The 18,021-nt window shown below is 55.3% G+C and carries 12 protein-coding genes, 1 rRNA gene, 1 pseudogene and 1 riboswitch; of the genes and pseudogenes, 10 read left to right on the forward strand and 4 right to left on the reverse strand.

From position 1 onward, the window contains the following. The first annotated feature begins 10 nt into the window (after positions 1-10). Positions 11-1,462, forward strand: a complete 1,452-nt coding sequence (locus LBW89_RS26935; RefSeq protein WP_148455816.1) for an ABC transporter substrate-binding protein — start codon at positions 11-13, stop codon at positions 1,460-1,462. 69 nt (positions 1,463-1,531) lie between these two features. Here LBW89_RS26935 and LBW89_RS26940 read toward each other — a convergent pair whose 3' ends face one another. Next, the gene (locus LBW89_RS26940; protein WP_148455818.1) at positions 1,532-2,653 is read right to left on the reverse strand and encodes a 5-methyltetrahydropteroyltriglutamate--homocysteine S-methyltransferase; all 1,122 of its coding nucleotides are present in this window, start codon (positions 2,651-2,653) and stop codon (positions 1,532-1,534) included. Between the two features lie 145 nt (positions 2,654-2,798). Continuing rightward, positions 2,799-2,993 (reverse strand): annotated as a pseudogene (locus tag LBW89_RS26945) (bile acid:sodium symporter family protein); the annotation flags it as partial. Between the two features lie 622 nt (positions 2,994-3,615). On the opposite strand from LBW89_RS26945, the gene LBW89_RS26950 reads away from it, so the two are divergent. After that, positions 3,616-4,410: a hypothetical protein gene (locus tag LBW89_RS26950; RefSeq protein WP_148455820.1), complete on the forward strand. Its 795-nt coding sequence runs from the start codon at positions 3,616-3,618 to the stop codon at positions 4,408-4,410. Positions 4,411-4,460: 50 nt separating this feature from the next. Here the strand turns inward: LBW89_RS26950 and LBW89_RS26955 are convergent, their stop codons facing one another. Together LBW89_RS26955 and LBW89_RS26960 are read right to left on the reverse strand one after the other, a co-directional pair. After that, entirely contained in the window at positions 4,461-5,771 is a 1,311-nt protein-coding gene (locus tag LBW89_RS26955) for a glutamate-1-semialdehyde 2,1-aminomutase (RefSeq protein WP_225040899.1), read from the reverse strand. 107 nt (positions 5,772-5,878) lie between these two features. After that, positions 5,879-6,991 carry an LCP family protein gene (locus LBW89_RS26960; protein WP_225040900.1) on the reverse strand — a complete coding sequence of 371 codons (1,113 nt, stop codon included), beginning with the start codon at positions 6,989-6,991 and terminating at the stop codon, positions 5,879-5,881. 143 nt (positions 6,992-7,134) lie between these two features. Here LBW89_RS26960 and bcp point away from each other — a divergent pair, with 143 nt between their 5' ends. The 8 genes from bcp to LBW89_RS27000 form a co-directional block, all read left to right on the forward strand. Continuing rightward, a complete protein-coding gene (gene bcp, locus LBW89_RS26965) occupies positions 7,135-7,608 on the forward strand; it encodes a thioredoxin-dependent thiol peroxidase (protein ID WP_213509353.1) in 474 nt (157 codons plus the stop codon). 163 nt (positions 7,609-7,771) lie between these two features. Next, the gene (locus tag LBW89_RS26970) at positions 7,772-9,148 is read left to right on the forward strand and encodes a polysaccharide deacetylase (RefSeq protein ID WP_225040901.1); all 1,377 of its coding nucleotides are present in this window, start codon (positions 7,772-7,774) and stop codon (positions 9,146-9,148) included. An 88-nt stretch (positions 9,149-9,236) separates the two neighbouring features. Continuing rightward, complete coding sequence (locus LBW89_RS26975) at positions 9,237-10,199, forward strand: AAA family ATPase (RefSeq protein ID WP_225040902.1); 963 nt, start codon at positions 9,237-9,239, stop codon at positions 10,197-10,199. Then, on the forward strand, positions 10,196-11,455 hold the full coding sequence (locus tag LBW89_RS26980) for a DUF58 domain-containing protein (protein ID WP_225040903.1): 1,260 nt from the start codon (positions 10,196-10,198) through the stop codon (positions 11,453-11,455). The genes LBW89_RS26975 and LBW89_RS26980 overlap by 4 nt, the downstream gene beginning before the upstream one ends. Next, a complete protein-coding gene (locus LBW89_RS26985) occupies positions 11,442-13,832 on the forward strand; it encodes a transglutaminase-like domain-containing protein (protein WP_225040904.1) in 2,391 nt (796 codons plus the stop codon). Before LBW89_RS26980 ends, LBW89_RS26985 begins: the two co-directional genes overlap by 14 nt. A 78-nt stretch (positions 13,833-13,910) precedes the next feature. Continuing rightward, entirely contained in the window at positions 13,911-15,449 is a 1,539-nt protein-coding gene (guaA, locus tag LBW89_RS26990; RefSeq protein WP_148455832.1) for a glutamine-hydrolyzing GMP synthase, read from the forward strand. Positions 15,450-15,722: 273 nt separating this feature from the next. Further along, positions 15,723-15,823: riboswitch (purine riboswitch) on the forward strand. A 169-nt stretch (positions 15,824-15,992) separates the two neighbouring features. Next, on the forward strand, positions 15,993-17,393 hold the full coding sequence (locus LBW89_RS26995; RefSeq protein WP_148455834.1) for an NCS2 family permease: 1,401 nt from the start codon (positions 15,993-15,995) through the stop codon (positions 17,391-17,393). A gap of 411 nt (positions 17,394-17,804) precedes the next feature. Next, positions 17,805-18,021 (forward strand): 16S ribosomal RNA (locus LBW89_RS27000); the annotation flags it as partial.

The following is an 18,021-nucleotide window of genomic DNA, read 5'->3' on the forward strand; positions in this document are numbered from 1 at the left end:
GGGAGTTTCAATGCGTAAGTTTTCTGTATTATTGATGTGTCTTGTACTGTTCGGTTCCTTGCTGTCTGCTTGCGGGGGCGCCCCCAAGAATAGCGGGGAGGGCGCGAAAGGCACCGCGGGGAATACGAGCGGCGACAGCGGAGGGAACGCCGGGGCGGGAGGCGAAGCGGGAGACATCACGCAGCGCAAGGTCACGCTGAAGATCCATTATCCGCTGCCGGATGAAACGACGCTGCGCAAGCAGGAAGATGATAAAATCGCCCGCTTCCAGGCGAAATATCCGAACGTGACGATCGTGAAGGACGATTGGGATTACGACGTGAACGAAATCGGAGCGAAGATGGCCTCCAACGAAGCGCCGACGTTTTACAATACCTGGGCGACGGAAGCTCAGTTGCTCGTGGAACGGGGATGGGTGGCCGATATCACGGACCTGTGGAACAATTGGGAGTACAAGGACGAAATGAATCCCGTGCTGCAAAATCAATTCATGGTGGACGATAAAGTATACGGCATCACGCAAAACGGATACGTGACTTCGACAGTGATCAACAAGAAGCTGCTGGATGACAAGGGCGTGCCGATGCCGGCGTTCGACTGGACCTGGGATGATATGTACAATGTGGCCAAGGGCACGGCGGATCCGAAAAAGGGCATCTCCGGCATCGCGCCGATGGGAAAAGGAAACGAAGCGGGCTGGAACTGGACGAACTTTCTGTTTGAAGCCGGCGGCGACATCCAAACCAGCGAAGGCGGCAAGCTGACGGCGGTATTCAACTCCGAAGCCGGTGTCAAAGCTTTGGATTTCTACAAGAAGCTGAGATGGGAGGCCAACGCGATTCCGCAGGACTGGGCGCTCGGCTGGGGAGATGCGATCAGCTCCTTTAAACAAGGCCGGACGGCGATGGTGATCGCCGGGGCGTTCGATGTGATTCAGGCGGCGCTGAACGAAGGGGGTATGAAGCCGGAGGACGTCATCGCCTATCCGATGCCTGCGGCCGAAAAAGGCGGCAAGCATTACGGCATATTGGGCGGCAACTATCTCGTTATCAATCCGAACGCGACCAAAGACGAACAGGAGATGGCGTTCCGCTATATTACGTTCGACTATTTTACCGATGACGCGTTGAAATCCGTGGAGGACACGATCAAAGCCCGTAAGGACGAAGGCAAGTACTATATTCCGACGCCGCTTGAGTACTTCAGTGAAGACTCGGAATACGCCGCCAAAGTGAAGGCGATTTACGACAAATACGACAATGTGTACAAATACGATCCGCAGCTGTTCAGCCTGCTGGAAGGCAAGCCGGAGGCCCAGTTCGGCACGCAGGATTACTACGCGACCATGTCCAACGTCGTGCAGGAATCGTTCTCGAAGAAGGGCACCGACTCCAAGAAACAGCTGGACACAGCGGCCAAATATGTGCAGGAGAATTTCTTTGACAAGGCGCCGCAGCAGTAAGCGAGCGAAACGGAAAAAGCCGTCCCGAAGACCGGGACGGCTTTTGACTATGGTATGACCTTGGTTTGGTTACTTCCACACATCCGCGGCGATTTCCACCACGTGGCGCAGTTTGGCCCACTGCTGCTCTTCGGCGACCAGGTTGCCTTCCTCGGTGGACGCAAAGCCGCACTGCGGACTCAGACACAGCTGGTCGAGGCTAACGTAACGGGCAGCTTCCTCGATGCGCCGTTTGATCGTATCCGGGTTCTCGAGCTCTCCGAACTTGGACGTAATCAAGCCGAGCACGACCTGCAGATCAGGTCTGTTTACATAACGAAGCGGTTCAAAGCCGCCGGAGCGTTCATCGTCGAATTCCAGGAACAGCCCGTCCAGATTCAAGCCGCCGAAAATCGCTTCCGCCGCCGCGTCGTATCCGCCGGAAGCGGTCCAGGTGGAGCGGAAGTTGCCGCGGCAAATGTGCATGGTGATCGCCATGTCCGCCGGGCGGGCTCCGATCGATTCATTGATGATTTTGGCCGACAGTTCAAGCATGGCTTCCGGATCTTTGCCTTCCGCACGGAGCTTTTCTCTGGATTCCTCCGAGAAGAAGGAAGCCCAGGACGTATCGTCCAGCTGCAGGTAGCGGCAGCCCACATCGTAGAAAGCGCGGATCGCTTTTTGATAAGCCAGGGTCAAATCCCGGAAAAAGACTTCTTTATCCTCGTAAAGCGGTGTTTCGATTTTGCCGCGGTAGTAGAGCATACTGGGGCTTGGAATCGTCATTTTCGCCGTATGCGAGCCGGCAAGCCCCTGCAGAAATTTGAAGTGTTCCAGCATCGGGTGGTCGCTGAAATCCAGCTTGCCGGTAACCTTCACGCTGTGGGCTTTCGTCTGCACCCCATGAAACTGGATGCCGCTTTCCGGTTCATAACCTTCCACACCATCGAGATTCTCAAGAAAATCGAAATGCCACCAAGAACGGCGGAATTCGCCGTCCGTCACGGCTTGAAGCCCGATTTCCTTTTGCTTGTCCACCATGCGGCGGATTTCCTGATCTTCGATTTCCTTTAACTGCTCGGCCGACAGACTGCCGGCTGCGCGCTGTTCGCGGGCTTTTTTAATCGCCTCGGTCCGAAGCAGGCTGCCTACCTGATCGGCCCGAAATGGCGGAATGCTGCGTTTAAGGGACTTGGTTGCGGATTGATTCAAGGTACTCCCATCCTTTGACTAAGATATATTTTGCTGCCTTATCGGCCTCATGGCCGGGACATTATTCTGGTATATCATTCTATTATACGTAAATGCGCTAATGAAGAACAGCGGTAGAGCAAAATCCGCCCGCCGTCGTCGTGGATTACGCCGCCGACGCCGTGTCCGTCCGCCGCTGCCGTGCGCGGGCTTGCCGCCCCAACACAAGGCCGACGAGGGAGGCCATCATCTGTTGGAACACCATCCCGAGCACGACCGGAACGGCAACCGGAGCAGGGAAATAAGTGACGGCGAGTACAGCGCCGGCGCTGATGTTGCGCATGCCGCCGTTGATGCGCAAGCCGCCGCGAAGCACGCCGATCACAATGCTGGCGGGCGTGATCAAGGGCATCATTCGGTTCGGTTGTCGGTTCAGTGTTAGTAGCACGGCTCGAAACTTCCTAATACCAGTTTCTATTTACGTATAGAAGAATATGGAATAAACTAGGGGTGAAGGTAATATATTTTTCGTTATATAGTTTGAACTAAAGAATTGGCGTTGGGCAAGGATATGATAGGGTTTCGGATACACGTTACCAACACCCACATTCGTAGACATAAGGTCCCACCATCGGAGTCTACACCCATTAACGGGAGAAATTCCTGTTAATATCCCGCCTTTGGCTTTTGGATCAAATTTAGCTGGAAAAGCTCCATCTATTTTGTGGCCCTATTGCTGATATACACTATTTCAGGCGAATTAACGGGAGGTTTTCCAGCTAATTCGTCTCTGCAGCCGCATATGTATCCAATTAACGGGAAGAATTCCCGCTAATTCGAACCAAACCATTAGTTGCAGGTCAAGAGTGTGAAAAGAAACCCTTTACACCGCTGTCTAATATGTAAATCAATAGTTGAACCTATATAGAAGCCACAGTCAAGCGCCCATCCTACGCGCAAAAGATGCAAATCTGCAGGTTTTATTGACCGATTATCGAGGGAATGCGAAAAAAGATGCAAATCTGCAGGCATTTCTAGCGATTTTAGAAAAACGAGCCGGTTTTGCCGAAAATTCCTGCAGATTTGCAGGTATTTCTAAATTTTGGTTTCGAACAAGAAAAAAACATGCAGATTTGCAGGAATTCTATGCTATCAAGGTTGTGGGAGGGGCTGTAAATGAAAATGGTACCACTCTTGAATATCGGAAACTAAATGCTAAAGGACAATTAGCCATTGTGCTTATTTTTGGTTTGTTAATGCTTGTTGGTTGTTCCAAATCATCTCCCAACACCGTTATGAACGAAGTTGACCATACTATGATTTCATATGAGCAGTATCGGGCGTTGTTCAGAAATATGGCGGCGCAATTGGAACTGCCATCGTCTAAGCTGATTGAAAAGACGGATGATATTAATTTAGTGGCCATTGATAAAGAGTTTTCATTGGGAAAAAAATCGATTTTAACGCTGGACGGGGAACAGTCGAATACGGAAACGCAGGAGAGGATCTATTACCAAGACGGAAATCAGGTCATCACGGTCATCGATTTGATTTATTTAAATGCTTCGCTTGGCAAAGATATGATCTTTTGGCCCACCAAACAGACGAATACTTACAACGAACATGACTTTCTGCACAATTATGATGAATGTATGATTTCATACGACAATATTTTAGTGAAAATAAGTCGAGTGTCACCGGAAGGCGGTTTGAATTTTTCGGAAATGCAGCAAACGGTCCAGGCCGTTGCTTCCTACCTGCAATCTTATAAGCCCTAATCACATATGAAAAGAAGGCTGCCGGTTCTCACCAAGGCAGCCTTCTTCAATTATCGGGCTATTTCCTTAAACGCCGCTTCCGCCGCTTCCAACGTGAAGTCGATGTCCGCTTCCGTATGGGCGGTCGTCAGGAACCAGGCTTCGTATTTGGACGGGGCCAAATTGACGCCGCGGTTCAGCATGGCGCGGAAGAAGGCGGCGAACGCTTCGCTGTCGGTATCCTGGGCTTCCGCGTAATTGGTGACCGGATGATCGCAGAAGTGCGTCGAGAACGAGCCGCGAATCCGATTGATCGTCAAGGGCACCCCGTGACGGCGGGCCGAGTCGGCCAGGCCGTCCGTCAGCTTCAGGGCGAGCCGGTCCATCTCCTCGTAGATCCCGCCGCCCTGCAGCACCTCCAGGCAGGCGATGCCGGCGGAAATCGAGGCCGGGTTGCCCGCCATGGTGCCGGCCTGGTAGGCCGGGCCCAGCGGTGCCACCTGCTCCATGATTTCCTTGCTGCCGCCGTACGCGCCGATCGGCAGACCGCCGCCGATGATTTTGCCGAGCGCGGTCAGATCCGGCTTGATCCGGTCATGATGCTTCAGGCCGGCGTACGTTTGGGCGGAGCCGTAATGGAACCGGAAGGCGGTGATCACCTCGTCGTAAATGACGAGCGCACCGTACTCCCGGGCCAGCCGGCACAGCTCCTCAAGGAAGCCGTCCTGCGGCATGACCATGCCGAAATTGCCGACGATCGGCTCCACCATGACGGCGGCGACGTCGTCGCCCCACCGGTCGAGCGCCTCCTTCAGCGCCGAAGCATCGTTAAACGGCACGGTGATCACCTCGTGGGCGATGCTCGTCGGAATTCCCGCGCTGTCCGGAATGCCCAGGGTGGACGGGCCCGAGCCGGCGGCGACCAGCACAAGGTCGGAATGGCCGTGGTAACAGCCGGCGAATTTGATGATTTTATTGCGCTTCGTATAGGCCCGCGCCACCCGGATCGTCGTCATCACGGCCTCGGTACCGGAGTTGACGAACCGGACTTTATCCATCGACGGGATGGCTTCTTTCAGCATGGCAGCGAGCCGGATTTCCAGCTCGGTCGGCGTGCCGTAAAGCGTTCCGTTCGCGGCCGCTTCCTGGATCGCTTTTGTCACATGCGGATGCGCATGGCCGGTAATGATCGGGCCGTAGGCGGCCAAGTAGTCGACGTAGCGGTTGCCGTCCACGTCCCAGAAGTAGGCGCCTTCGGCTTTTTTCATAAAGACGGGCGCCCCGCCGCCAACCGCCTTGAAAGAGCGGGAGGGGCTGTTGACGCCGCCGACAATGTGCTTTAGAGCTTCTTCGTACAGAAGCTCGGATTGTTTTCGGTTCATTCCAAATAACTTCCTTTCACAGTTGGGTTCGGATGGCGGACGCCTTAAGGGGCCCGCCGGCTTCCTGCCGGATCGAGACCGTCGGACGGTTACCGGCCTTCCGGCCCTTATGGCCCGGAGGAAGTGGTCCCCGAGCCAGAGCCGGAGCTAGTGTCAGAGCTAGTCCCCGAGCTAGTGCCAGAGCTTCCCGTTCCGCCGGTACCGCTGTCCGACTCTTTCGATTCCCCGGTCGTTGACGTTCCGTTCGTCGTTGTCTCCGGCTCTTCCGTTTTGGTGAATACGTTTTGCACGTATTCCTTCAGTTCGTCCTCGCTTCGTACATCAAGCACATCCGAACCTCCGACCTTCTTCTCCACCAGCAGCTCCATCGGCGGAATCTGCTCGCTGGAACCCATTTGGCTGTCGTAGCCGACGGTCGCGAGCTTCCACATATCCTCCACCGATAGGTTCGTATCGATGTAGGGATTCACCTTTTCCAGGATGGTTGGCAGTTTCATGATCGAGGTCGTCGACTTCAATTTATCCGCGACAGCCTTGAGGAAGTTGCGCTGCCGCTCCGTCCGCGTGAAATCGGACATGGCGTCATGCCGGAAGCGGACGTATTGCAGGGCGGTTTTGCCGTCCAGATGCTGCTGCCCCTTTTTGAGATCGATATCGAATTCATGTTTATCCGCTTTACTGGTGTATTTCATATCTTTTTCGACGTAAAAATCAACCCCGCCGACCGCATCGACCAGTTCGATGAATCCCCGGAAGTCGGTGTACACATAATATTGAATCGGAATGCCGAGCAGATCGGACACGGCTTTCATCGCCGTATTCGGCCCATGCGTAATTGCGGTATTAATGCGGTCGGAACCGTGTTCGGGAATTTTCGTATACGTATCGCGCATGATGGAGAACAGATGGATTTTCTTCGCAACGGGATCAAGGGAGGCGACCAGCATCGTATCGGAGCGAGGGATCTCGCCCTTTTTCAAACCGCGGGCATCCACGCCCATCAGCAGAATATTCACGCGCTCCGTGCCTTCCCATTTGGGAGGTTCGGGGACTTTGGTTTCGGTAGGCTTCACATTATAAAAAGGGGATTCTTCGCCGGTTTTCTGAAAATTGTCGACCTGGTTGTAGATCGCGATAAAATAGTAAGCCACGAAGGCGGCGACAGCGATCAAAACCCCGGCCCCAGACCAAAGGATCGCCCGTTTTGTGCGTTTTGTCATTTTGTTCGTTCCTTTCAGCGTAAAACGGATAAATTCGCTTGAATTATGGATGTCTTCATATCATTACATTATAATTTCTTTTATATTTACAATCAATTTATCATATTTAACCACTTTTTAGACGAGATAGGAGCAAAACGGTGATGGAAAATCTGCTACAACCGGGACAACCTGTCCCCGATTTCACACTCCCGGCCAGCGGAGGTGAAAATATAACTTTAAGCTCATTGCGCGGCAGCAAGGTGGTCATTTACTTTTATCCGAAAAATATGACGCCCGCCTGCACGCAAGAAGCCTGCGATTTTCGCGACCGGAGCGGCGAGCTTCGGCAGCTTGGCGCGGTGGTCCTCGGCATAAGCGGCGATCCGGTTAAATCGCATGACCGTTTCAGGGAGAAACAACAGCTGCCGTTTCCTTTACTGTCGGACGAAGATCACGAAGTTTGCCGGTTGTTCGGCGTGTGGCAGCTCAAAAAGCTGTACGGCCGTGAGTACGAAGGCATTGTGCGTTCCACCTTTCTGATTGATGAGGAAGGCCGTCTGGTCAAGGAATGGCGGGGAGTCCGGGTCAAAGGCCATGCGGACCAAGTCGTCGAAGCCGTTAGAGCTTTGCGCTAAACAAAGGATCGTCCGCTGCCGGGTTTCGGCAGGAGAGGGCGGTCCTTTGTTTATATATATCGACCCGTTTTTCCCGAAATTGAAGAAGTCTATTTTCTTCTCTACCTTCATACAATCTACCAGAAAGCCTGAGGATTGATATAAACGGTGGAGGTCGAAATATATGAGAAAAATGTGGAGCACGCGGTTCAAAACCATTCGGGCGGCGGTGTTGGCGACGGTTCTGCTTACCGCGGCCATTTGGACGTTCGGGGAGAAGGAGGCGGGCCTGGCGGCCGGTTCCGTAAAGCAGCCCTTGGCTGCTGCCGCGGAGCAAGTACCGCGGACAATTCCCGAGGACCGAATAGGGGAAACTGCGTCGAAGCCGATGTCCGACCGGGCCCAAGTACATGACGGAGCCTTGAAAGCCGGGAACGGATGGGCAGCCGGTATGGGCAAGAAGACCTCACCCCTTAAAGCAGGGCTGACGAGCGGCAAAAAAGATAAGGTGGTCTACCTCACCTTTGACGACGGCCCGAGCAAGCTGACGGACGAGGTGCTGCGCATTTTGGCGGAAGAACGGGTGACGGCGACTTTTTTCGTGCTTGGCGAGCGGGCGGAGCGTTCCCCGGAAGTGATACGACGCATCGCGGAAGCCGGCCATTCCCTTGGCAATCATACTTATAATCATGAGTACGACGAGCTTTATGAAAGTTTTCCGAGGTTTTGGGAGCAAATCAAACGGACGGAGGAAATTCTGAGGGAGATCACGGGGGAACGGACGGCGATGGTCCGCGCTCCCGGCGGGACATACGGCCATTTTGACGGGACGTATTTCGACCTGCTGAAACTCGGCGGTTACAAGGTGTTCGACTGGAACGTCGACAGCGGGGATTCCAAACGAAGAAACGTGCCCGCGTCGGAAATCCTGGCCAACATCAAATCCGCGAAGCTTCGGCAGGAAATGATCGTCCTTCTGCATGACGGCACCGGGCACGAGGCGTCCGTCAAGGCGCTGCCGGACATTATCCGTTTTTATAAAAAGCACGGTTATACCTTCCGGACCCTATCCCCGGAGCAGGAACCGGTGCAGTTTACCTTGGCGGATTCCTCCAAAACGCGAAAGAAATCCGCGCCCTCCCGAAGCTGGATCGAGACGCATGTGATGTCGAATGCCGAACTCTTCGCGCCCGGTCGGCCGCTGCTGGTGGAGGCTGGCGGCGTGGGAATCCGGCTGGACCCGGGGGAATACGAACTTAGGGAAGGTCAGTATATCGTCCCGCTGAGGGCCACGATGGAACGATTGGGCGCCGAGGTCCGTTGGAACGAGAAGACCCGGTCCGCCATCATCCGCTGGGGGGATGTGAGCGTAAACGTGAATGCCGAAACGGAAACTTTGACACGGGCCGGCGTTGACGGAAAGCCTCTAATCTATGAGACCCGGTTTAGTCGGAAGAACGGGGCTTTGTGGGTGTCCCTGAGACAGCTCCTGGATTTGACGGGTCATCCGGTAGCTTCGGTCTCGAAGAGAGAAACGGCCGTACGGGTCAAGGCCATGTAGCGTGCGTTTTCTTCCGCTGCGACATGTCTATGACAACTAGTTTTTGGGAAAACTGGTTGATAGATTTGTTGGAGATGGAGGGATCGCTATGGATCACAATCAGGCCCGTGAACTTTTGGATAAATTGGTTCAACGCGTAGAACGGAATATTATCGGAAAAAGAGAAGAAATCGTGCTCGCCGTCGTGTCGATGCTGCAGGGCGGGCATATTTTACTGGAGGATGTACCCGGGGTCGGCAAAACGAAGCTGGTCCGAACGCTGGCTGCCTGCGTGGGAGGGACTTTCGGGCGGATTCAATTCACCTCCGACCTGCTGCCCGGCGATGTGACGGGGGTGTCCGTCTATTTGCCGCATACCGGCCAGTTTGAATTCCGTCCCGGACCCGTTCACGCCCATATCGTATTGGCGGATGAAATCAACCGGGCCGCACCTCGGACACAGTCCGCCCTGCTGGAAGCCATGGAAGAGCGGAAGGTCACCGTGGACGGAGTGACGCGCGCCTTGCCTCAGCCGTTCCTGCTGCTGGCGACGCAAAATCCGCTGGAATACGAGGGGACATACCGGCTGCCCGAAGCGCAGCTGGATCGTTTTTTGATGCGCTTGTCCCTGGGATACCCCGAGCCGGAACAGGAGATGGAAATGCTGAGCCGCATGCAGGAGCCGCCGGCCGAGATCAAGCCGATTCTTTTGCCCGAGGAAATACGGGTCATGCAGCGGCAGGTCGGGACCGTGCTGGTAGACGAGCGGATCAAAAAGTATTTGGTGCTGGTGGCGGATGCATCCAGACGGCATCCCCAGCTGTCGCTCGGCATCAGCCCCAGAGGAACGCTTGCCTGGATGGGCGCCTCCCAAGCGATGGCTTACTTTCAGGGCCGATCCTTTGTCATTCCCGACGATGTCAAACGCGTGGCGAGAGCCGTCTTGTCCCATCGCCTGATGTTGAAGCCGGAAAGCTCGCTCGCCGGGGTTAGCCCTGAGCAAGTGGTGGGCGACTTGTTGAATCACGGAAATATTCCGGTATTTCACAAGGCCTCGGGAGGCGGCCTATGAACAAAGGGTTCGGCATCTGGATTTTGATGGCTTTGACCGCCGGTTTCCTGGGGGCTTTTTACGGATGGAGGGGAGGGACTTCCCTGCTGTTCCTGTTATTGCTGATCCTGCTGGTCGCGCTGCAGGGAGCGGCCGCCCAATGGCTGGGTCCCAGGCAGGTTCATGTGGTGAGAAGCTATCATCCGCGGCATCCCAGAGCGGGTGAGCCTGTTGAGGTAACCGTGCGCGTCTCGCTCGATGGGGGCTCTCCTCCCTTATGGATTCGAGCGGACGACGAATGGCGGCACTCCGGCGAGGGGGCGGAACCGCCAGGAGAGGAACTGCCGGGAGGCAAGCTCGTATTTGGCGGTTGGCGAAAGGAATGGACCGGGACTTATGATTTGAAGCCGGTAAAACGCGGCGTCTACCGAGCGGAGGGGATGCGGATTACCTGGGGAGATTCCTTCGGGTGGTTCAAGCGTACCTTCCGGGCGGACGCGGACGATGTATTGATCGTGCATCCCGCTCCCCTGACGGCGCTATCCGGCGGACCGGGACTGTTCGATCCCGACGCGGAAGGTGCGGGAAGCGGGCGGGCTCCGGAGCTGCCGTCCGGGTCCGATCTGGGACGCTTGCGCAGCTATGCGCCGGGGGATCCGCTTCGGCATGTCCACTGGAAGAGCTCCGCCAAAAAGGGGGCTTTATTGACGCGCGTGCCCGAGGAACCGGTGACCCCTTCCCGCTGCCTGCTTCTGGATACGTCCCTTGAGGCGTATCCTGCCGGCGGCGCGGACGCGGACGGGTTTGAGCTTGCCGTCAGCGCGGCGGCCGCCTGGCTGGAACGGGAGCTTGCCCGCTCCGACGAGGTCGATTTCCGCCAGGGCGACGCTGCGGCGCGGGAAGGACGCGTCGCCTGGAAAAGCCTATCCGGCCGCCATGGGCTAAAGGAAGGGCTCGATCAACTCGCCGGCGCGGCTCTCGTTTCGAGCCTGTCCGGCCCGGACCTGCTGCAAAGGGCCTGGTCCCTTGCCAGAAGCCGCTCCATGACATTCATCACCGGTTCGCTGACGGCGGAACTGACGGAGGCGGCGCTGCTTCTGACCGAGCGGGGGGCGGCCCTGGAGATTTGGTGCGCCGACCTGCGGGACCGGGATCCCGAAGCCGCCCGACAAGCGGCTCGATTGCGCGAAAAGGGCCTGCGGCTTATCGATCTGAGCCGTTATCGCGGCGGTCTGCCCGGTTTGGCGGAAGGAGGGGCCAGCCATGTCATCGCCTAAGCTGCAGGGCGGCGGTTCGCCGATTCCGGCATCCGCCGCGGGGCCCGTCGTATCCGCCGCTGTTCCCGCTCCAAGCCGGAGGCGGCGGTTCGTAGCGGTCTGGCAGCCCTTGCTAATATCCGCGCTCCTCTTCGGCCTGTTCGGAGAGTGGCTTTATCCGCTGCGCGTTTTTATGGCGGGCGACTCGGGCCGGACCATCGGCCTCTTTCTCGTCCTGACCGGCGTGCTGCTGGCGGCGGGCTGCCTCCGGCTGCCATCGTATTTTTTCGTTTTGGTTCCGCCTCTGATGATCGGCAGTTCGATGTTCTTTTTATACGGGCTTGAGGAAGGGGCATCCTGGTTTGCCGGATACGCCCGGCTGCTGTCCGCCGACGTGACGGAGATTTTCGAGACCGGCCGGCTTTACGGCATCAGCGGGGAAACCCGTTTTCTGCTTCTGTTGATCGGCTGGACTCTGCTGGTGGTGTCCGTGCAAATGCTGGCGCTCAGCAAACAGAGCATCCTGCTGTTTTTTCTGGCCACGCTTATTTATTTGCTGCTGCTGGAAATGACCGGCAGCGTTCAGGTTTATCATGGCCTCGTCCGGTCCGCCGGGTGGGGACTGGCCCTGCAGGCCCTGTTGTTTCGCTGTCATCTCCGCCTTGGTCCCAGCGGTGGGGATGAGGGGGCGCTGACCTATGGTAGTGAGGTGGCCAGGGTACCCGGCGGCTCCTCCGAAGGCGGCAGCGGCTTGCTGACAGGGACCACCATCACCGCGTTCTGCGTGCTTGGGGCTCTGGGGTTGAGCCTCCTGCTTCCGGTTCAACCGGTCCGCCCCATTTCCTGGAGCCAGGTCATTCACACCTGGGAGGAGTGGAGCGGCGCCCGTCTGACCGGCAGCAGGCCGGACGATTACGCCCTGTCCGGCTACAGTAAGGATGACACGAGGCTCGGTGTGCCGCTGCGGCTGCGGCATGAGACTTTTTTTACGGCCATCTCCCCTCAACAGACGTACTGGCGCGGAGAAAGTAAAAGCGTCTACACCGGCCGGGGGTGGTCGGCACACGCGTCCGGTTCCCGCGCTTCAGACAAGTGGAGCCCGAGCTTGGCCCAGGTGAACGAGGAGCTGGCCAAGGAGCGGAGGGGCGTTCCTTCGAACCAAACCATCCGGCAAACGGTCGTTTTCAAAGGTCAAGTGAACGGAACGAGCCCGCTCTTTAGCGGCGGGCTGCCGCTGGCCGTGGAGCGCCTTTTTTCGGAGCGTCCCGGGGGATCCGGCCGGGCGAACACCCGCTTTGATCCTTACGCCGATGCCGTTTACGCGGAGCCCGGCGCTTCCGGGCAGAAACTTTACGGCTACGAGCTTACGGCCGTCGTGCCTTCCGCCTCGCCGGAACGGCTGCGCCTCGCCGCAGGAGCGGATCCCGAGGCGATTTCCGCCCGGGAGTTGCAGCTGCCGCAGACGTTGCCCGAACGGGTAAAGCGGCTCGGTAGGGAGCTTACCTCCCGTCAGGCGAACCGATACGACGCGGTACAGGCGGTTTCCTCGTATTTGGAGGAACAGTATGCTTACAGCTTGGACACCAAGACTCCGCCGGAAGGCGCGGATTTCGTCGACTATTTTTTGTTCGAGCAAAAAATGGGCTATTGCGATCACTTTTCGACGGCTATGACCGTGCTTCTTCGCAGCGGCGGTATCCCGGCCAGATGGGTCAAAGGCTTTGCCCCCGGCACCCCCGTTTCGGATGACGAGCAGCGCTATCAGGTCAGTTATGCGGATGCCCACTCTTGGGTGGAGGTTTATTTTCCGGGAGCAGGCTGGATTCCGTTTGATCCGACTCCGGGTTTTGAACCGGCCGTGGCGGCCGACATGACGCCTTTGACCGACGGAGATGCAGCCCTTACGGGAGGACCTTTGGATTGGGATAAAGTGCTCGCTTTTACGGGAATGCTGGTGAAGAAGGGGAGCGCCGTGCTTTTTGTCGGCTGGAGTTGGGTACGTACGCATCTGCTGCCGGTAACTTCCGTCCTGTTGGCATTGATTTTTCTAATTTCAATGGGGGTCATTCACAGAAAAACCTGGATCCGTCGGAGCGGTTTTCTGCTCCGGTTGTACTTGTTAAGGCGCCGCCGTCGTTTCCCCGGTAAAGATGAGCTGTTGCGAGCCGCCGATGTGGTATGGAGAGAGCTGAGTCTTTCTTATGGCGAAAAAACCGCGGCGATGACAGGCCGGGAATATGTGGAACGCATTTCGCCTCTGCTTGGCGATCGGGCCGGACAGTTAGGCCGCTTTCTCCGGGATTGGGAACACCTTTACTACGGGGGGAGCGGGTTTGATCGAACCCGGAGCCGGGATTTCCTCAAATTATGCCGGGGGCTGGCGTTTCCGGAGCGCTGAATATGCCGTAGTATGCGCCTTGACGACCTCTTTTGTCGTTTCGTATAATTAGTTTCATTAATTGAGGGAGGCTCGGTAATGAATAAGCCAAATGAAATGATTGTGGTTCTCGATTTCGGGGGACAGTACAATCAACTGATAGCCCGACGGATCCGGGATTTGGGAGTATATAGCGAACTGCTGCCGTTCAACACGCCGGTCGAGCGGATTCGAGAGCTTGCGCCAAAAGGCATTGTGTTTTCGGGCGGCCCTTCCAGCGTTTACGCGGAGGATGCCCCGCACATCGACCCGGCGGTTTACGACGTCGGCGTGCCGATTTTGGGGATTTGTTACGGCATGCAGCTGATGGCGCAGCAGTTGGGTGGTAAAGTGGAACGGGCCGCTAAACGAGAGTACGGGAAAGCCGACGTTAATTTTGCCGAGAATTCGGCGTTGACGAAAGGCCTTGACGCGAAACAGACGGTATGGATGAGTCATGGCGATCACGTGGTGGAGCTGCCGGAAGGATTCGTGGTGGACGCCTCCACCGACCATGCGCCGATCGCCGGCTTTGCCAATGAAGCGCGGAAAATGTACGGGGTTCAATTCCATCCGGAAGTGCGCCACTCGGTGCACGGCAACGAGATGATCAAAAACTTCATCTATGAGATCTGCGGTTGTGCCGGCAATTGGAGCATGGAGACGTTTATTGAGGACAAGGTTCGCGAAATCCGCGAGCAGGTCGGCGATCAAAAGGTTTTATGCGCCTTGAGCGGCGGGGTCGATTCGTCCGTCGTGGCCATGTTGATCCACAAAGCGATCGGCGACCAACTGACCTGTATGTTCATTGATCATGGCTTACTCCGCAAAGGCGAAGCCGAGAGCGTTATGGAAACCTTTGTCGGCAAATTCGACATGAAAGTCGTCAAAATCGACGCCCGCGAGCGTTTCCTGTCCAAACTGGCGGGAGTTGACGATCCGGAGCAGAAGCGGAAAATCATCGGCAATGAATTCATCTATGTATTTGAGGAAGAATCCGGCCGATTCGACGACTTTAAATATTTGGCGCAAGGAACGCTTTATACGGATATCGTTGAGAGCGGAACGGCCACGGCGCAGACGATCAAGTCTCACCATAACGTGGGCGGCTTGCCGGAGAACATGAAATTCGAACTGATCGAACCGCTGAATACGCTGTTCAAAGATGAGGTTCGCAAGGTGGGCGAGGAATGCGGTCTGCCGAAGGAAATCGTATGGAGACAACCGTTCCCTGGACCGGGGTTGGCGATTCGGGTTCTTGGCGAAGTGACGGAAGAGAAGCTGAAGATCGTTCGTGATTCGGACTATATTTTGCGCGAGGAAATCGCCAAGGCGGGGCTCGATCGTGAAATCTGGCAATACTTCACCGCGCTGCCTAACATGAAGAGCGTGGGCGTCATGGGAGATGCGCGTACGTACTCTTATACCGTCGGCATCCGTGCCGTTACGTCCATCGACGGCATGACCGCCGACTGGGCGCGCATTCCGTGGGACGTGCTGGAGAAAATCTCCGTGCGGATCGTCAATGAAGTCGACAACGTGAACCGCGTCGTTTACGACATTACCTCGAAGCCGCCGGCGACGATCGAGTGGGAATAGGCAGGCACATAAGCTAATAAAAGAGCATCCTGACGGCAAACTTGCTTTGCTTAAGGGAGGGCTCTTTTTTTTGCGTCGGTTCGTGATAGGGCCTCTGCAATTCGGAAACACTAAGCGTATGAAAACAGCAAAAATCTTCAAATTTATCACAAAAGCGAACAATAAATGGTTGTTATTGATTTAATATTCGCTTTTTTATTGACAATCTTCGGGTTGAGGCCTAGAATAAGTCGTGTGATAAGTCTTGAAATCAGGACTTGTTCGGAAATTTCGACAAACTTCATCCATGCTTTTCGTATAATTCCGGGAATGGGCCCGGAAGTCTCTACGAGGTCACCGTAAATGATCTGGCTACGAAAAGAAGAAGCGCCGATATTCATCGGCGGGAGAGGTATAGCGGTTTCGTTACAGCCATGAAGCGCGGCTGTTGCGATCTGCACTCCCGTCACATGCTTCTTCTATGCTGTCACGGTACCCGGGGATAAGAATTGGCCCCGGGCTTTTTGTCGTTTCCGACTCATAATAAGGAGGAGTTTTTGAATCATGGATCGGTTTTTTAAGCTGAAACAGAATGGTACGACGGTTCGTACGGAGATTATGGCCGGCCTTACAACCTTTATGGCCATGGCTTACATCCTGACGGTCAACCCCAACACGCTTACGGCATTCGGCCAAATCGACATGGGCTGGTATTCTGTTTTTCTGGCGACAGCTCTTGCGGCTGGCATTTTTACGATCGCAATGGGTCTCTTTATTAACTTCCCAGTAGCTCTCGCACCAGGTATGGGTCTGAACGCTTACTTTGCCTCTGTAGTGCTTTCCTCGGCCACGACGGATCATCCCTTTACTTGGGAGATGGGCTTGACGGCCGTATTCATCTCCGGTTTGATTTTCATCCTGCTTACGATCACTCACGTCCGGCAAATGCTGCTGGAGGCGATTCCGGATGCTTTGAAGCATGCGATTACGGTAGGGATCGGTTTGTTCATTACGATTATCGGTCTGAAAAATAGCGGACTGATGACGATCGGCGTCGAAGCCGGCAACGATATCCCGGCTCACAAATTTACCGATGTCTTGTCTTTTGAAACGGTAATCCACTTGGGCAGCCTGGAAAACACCAATGTTCAACTTGCGCTTATCGGCCTGCTCTTGATCGGGATATTGATGGTACTCCAGGTACGCGGTGCGATTTTGTTCGGGATTTTGGGCACGACGGTCATAGCCATCTTGATGGGAGCCGTTGATTTTAACTCCGTGGCGACCAGCGAAGCCAAGTGGATTCCTGATTTTTCCCAGATCAATTTCATGAAGTTTGACTGGGACGGCATTCTGCATACGGGGATTGTCTCCGCAATAGCTACGTTTACGTTCGTGGAACTGTTCGATACTTTCGGAACTTTGGTCGGTACGGCAACTCGTGCGGGGATCATGAAGAATCCGGAAGAAGGCAAAAAACGTGTCGGTAAAGCGATGCTCGTCGACGCGGTAGCCGTTACCGGCGGTGCGATGCTGGGGACGTCCACGACGACGGCTTATGTTGAAAGTGCGGCCGGGGTTGCGGAAGGCGGACGTACCGGTCTGACCGCGGTAACGACCGGGGTGTGCTTCCTGCTCGCTCTGTTCCTCGCGCCGATCGCCGCTCTGATTCCGGGTTCGGCCACCGCGGCTGCGCTGATTATCGTCGGCGTCCTGATGGTTCAGTCGATCCGTGAAATCGACTTCCAGGACATGGTGGTCGCCATTCCGGCGTTTCTGACGATTACGATGATGCCGTTCAGCTATAACATTGCCAACGGGATTTCGTTCGGCATCGTGTTCTACGTTGTGTTGGCTTCCATCGCGAACCTGCGCGGTAAAACGAAATATAAAGTTCACTGGATGATGTGGATCCTGGCTGTTCTCATCATTGCCCGCTATGTGTTCTTCGGAAGCCAAGGTTAAACGGTCTAAAAAACCCGCTTGGAGCGTTCTTCGCTTTAGCGGGTTTCTTTCTTATTTATATATAGGGAAAAAATCTAACCTCGCACCACGCGGCATAAATACGCCGCTGATCCATATGGTTGGATATTTGATGCAACTTACACAGGTTTTACAATTTGTAATTGAGCGCCATGTCTGGTATATTAATAAATGTCGCCGCAAGCGACAGCATAAAACGACAAGAGCAAGACATTAAGACGAAACATGACAAAAAATAGTTCTTGCTTTTCAAGTAAATGCTTGCTATACTATAAAAGTTGCCGCTGATGAGGCGATAACGAAATGAACGAAGTTGATCTTTGAAAACTGAACAACGAGTGAGTACTAAATGAGAATTTCTCGTCAGTTTTTTAAATGAGCAAGTCAAACACTTTATTGGAGAGTTTGATCCTGGCTCAGGACGAACGCTGGCGGCGTGCCTAATACATGCAAGTCGAGCGGAGTTAATCGGGAGCTTGCTCTTGGTTGACTTAGCGGCGGACGGGTGAGTAACACGTAGGCAACCTGCCCGTAAGACCGGGATAACTAGCGGAAACGTTAGCTAATACCGGATAATCAAGTTTCTCGCATGGGGGACTTGGGAAAGGCG

It is taken from the genome of Paenibacillus sp. alder61 (assembly GCF_020179875.1).
Taxonomy (GTDB): Bacteria; Bacillota; Bacilli; order Paenibacillales; family Paenibacillaceae; genus Fontibacillus; species Fontibacillus faecis.

Excerpts from the sequence above, each read along its gene's own strand:
- LBW89_RS26935 (WP_148455816.1), top strand. The coding sequence starts at position 11 with ATGCGTAAGTTTTCTGTATTATTGATGTGTCTTGTACTGTTCGGTTCC.
- LBW89_RS26955 (WP_225040899.1), bottom strand. The coding sequence starts at position 5,771 with ATGAACCGAAAACAATCCGAGCTTCTGTACGAAGAAGCTCTAAAGCAC.
- LBW89_RS26960 (WP_225040900.1), bottom strand. The coding sequence starts at position 6,991 with ATGACAAAACGCACAAAACGGGCGATCCTTTGGTCTGGGGCCGGGGTT.
- bcp (WP_213509353.1), top strand. The coding sequence starts at position 7,135 with ATGGAAAATCTGCTACAACCGGGACAACCTGTCCCCGATTTCACACTC.
- LBW89_RS26970 (WP_225040901.1), top strand. The coding sequence starts at position 7,772 with ATGAGAAAAATGTGGAGCACGCGGTTCAAAACCATTCGGGCGGCGGTG.
- LBW89_RS26975 (WP_225040902.1), top strand. The coding sequence starts at position 9,237 with ATGGATCACAATCAGGCCCGTGAACTTTTGGATAAATTGGTTCAACGC.
- LBW89_RS26980 (WP_225040903.1), top strand. The coding sequence starts at position 10,196 with ATGAACAAAGGGTTCGGCATCTGGATTTTGATGGCTTTGACCGCCGGT.
- LBW89_RS26985 (WP_225040904.1), top strand. The coding sequence starts at position 11,442 with ATGTCATCGCCTAAGCTGCAGGGCGGCGGTTCGCCGATTCCGGCATCC.
- guaA (WP_148455832.1), top strand. The coding sequence starts at position 13,911 with ATGAATAAGCCAAATGAAATGATTGTGGTTCTCGATTTCGGGGGACAG.
- LBW89_RS26995 (WP_148455834.1), top strand. The coding sequence starts at position 15,993 with ATGGATCGGTTTTTTAAGCTGAAACAGAATGGTACGACGGTTCGTACG.